2 protein-coding genes and 1 pseudogene are annotated in these 1,747 nt (G+C 69.7%); all 3 read right to left on the reverse strand.

Features of this window, described 5'->3' with window-relative positions:
- The coding region (gene recR / locus VGB60_RS09140; RefSeq protein WP_331037958.1) for a recombination mediator RecR at positions 1-514 on the reverse strand (514 nt) is incomplete at its 3' end.
- 123 nt (positions 515-637) lie between these two features.
- A complete protein-coding gene (locus VGB60_RS09145; RefSeq protein WP_331037959.1) occupies positions 638-967 on the reverse strand; it encodes a YbaB/EbfC family nucleoid-associated protein in 330 nt (109 codons plus the stop codon).
- A 317-nt stretch (positions 968-1,284) separates the two neighbouring features.
- A pseudogene (locus VGB60_RS09150) lies at positions 1,285-1,747 on the reverse strand (DNA polymerase III subunit gamma/tau); the annotation flags it as partial.

Here is a 1,747-nt window from a genome sequence, read left to right on the forward strand (position 1 = left end):
GCGAACTGACGGTCACGCCGGAGGCGGCCAGCCGCTCGGCGATGTAATGGGCGGTGGTCTGGCCGTCGACGGTGGCGGGCAGGGCGAGGACCACCTCCTTGACCTCGCCGCCGCGCACCCGGCCGGTCAGTTCGGCGATCCGCAGGGCGTCGGGACCGACCCCGTCCAGCGCCGACAGCAGGCCGCCGAGCACATGGTATTTGCCGCGGAAGGCGCCGGACCGCTCCATCGCCCACAGGGCTCCGGCCTCCTCGACCACGCAGATCAGGGCGTTGTCGCGCCCGCCGTCCGAGCAGATCGAGCAGGGATTGCGGGTGTCGGGCGCGCCGCAAACCGAGCAGGACGACACCTTGGCCGCCGTTTCGGCCAGCGACTCGGCCAGCGGCACGAGCAGCTGCTCGCGCTTCTTCAGCAGCGCCAGAGCCGCTCGTCGCGCCGAGCGCGGCCCCATGCCGGGCAGCTTCGCCAGCAGCGAAATCAGCCTTTCGATCTCGGGTCCTGCGGAGGCGGCCATCTAAGCCGCCGTCATCCTCGGGCTTGTCCCGAGGATCCATGAACACGGAGGGGAGAGGGTCGATCTCAACGGACGGTGTTCCTGGGTCGCCGGGACAAGCCCGGCGATGACGATCAAGGTGAGCTAGAACAGCTTGGGCATGCCGGGGATGTTCATCCCGGCCATGGGCCCGGCGGCCTCGCGCATCAGGGCGCCGTTGGCCTCGTCCAGCCGGCGTTTGGCGTCCGCGTGGGCGGCGACGATCAGGTCAGCGAGAATCTCGCCCTCGCCTGGGACCAGCAAGCTGTCGTCGATGACCACCGAGGTGATCTCGCCAGCGCCCTTCAGGGCCACCGTCACCAGCCCGCCGCCGGAGGTTCCGGACGCGGTCGTTTCAGCCATTTTCGCCTGGGCTTCCTGCAGCTTCTGCTGCATCGCCTGGGCCTGTTGCATGAGGGCGTTGAGGTCTTTCATGGGCGGGAAGATAGGTTCTCTGATCGTCGAGCGACAGGGGGTTTCGCCGCCCCTCTCCCATTGGGGGAGGGCTTAAGCGCCCGAGTGCGAAGCGCTCGTCCTTGCGCTGAAGCGGCGAGGATCCTTCAGGGCCACATCCTAACCCACCACCGTCATCCTCGGGCTTGACCCGAGGATCAGACGTGGCTGCGGGCTGTAGGTCGGATGCGGCCCTGATATGCTGCGGCCATCCGCTGACGGATCACCGGACGGTCCGATCCTCGGGTCAAGCCCGAGGATGACGGAGAGGGGAAGAAGTGAGACCGGCGGCCCCGGCCCTACTCCTCCTCCGCCGCCTCGTCCGGGATGACCGGCAGCTCCACCGGGGCGGCGATGGTCTTGATCTCGCCGATCTTCGCGCCAGGGAAGGCTTCCAGCACCGAGCGGACGAACGGGTCGGCCTCGATCTCGGCCCGCTCCTCGCCGCGGCGGCGACGGTCCACCTCGATCATCGTCTCGCCGCCGCCCTGGCCGTTGGCGGCGATCAGCCAGGTGCGGCCGGTCCAGTCCTTCAGCCGCGAGGCCAGCTTGCGCGCCAGATCCATCGGCGCGCCGTCGAGGCTTTCATAGGTGATGGCGCCGGGCTTGAAGGCCACCGGCCGGACGTAGCGCTGCACGTCCATCTGCAGGCCGACCTCGCGCTTCTCGCCGATCAGGGCGACGACCTGCTCGAACGATTGGGGGTCCGGCAGGGCCGGAGCCGCGACCGGGCGGGCGGCCAGCTGGGCGGACGCGCCGCCG

The sequence above is a fragment of the Brevundimonas sp. genome (assembly GCF_036399195.1).
Classification (GTDB): domain Bacteria; phylum Pseudomonadota; class Alphaproteobacteria; order Caulobacterales; family Caulobacteraceae; genus Brevundimonas.

What these genes read in the sequence shown, in the direction of transcription:
- VGB60_RS09145 (WP_331037959.1), bottom strand. Translation starts at nt 967, where the DNA reads ATGAAAGACCTCAACGCCCTCATGCAACAGGCCCAGGCGATGCAGCAG.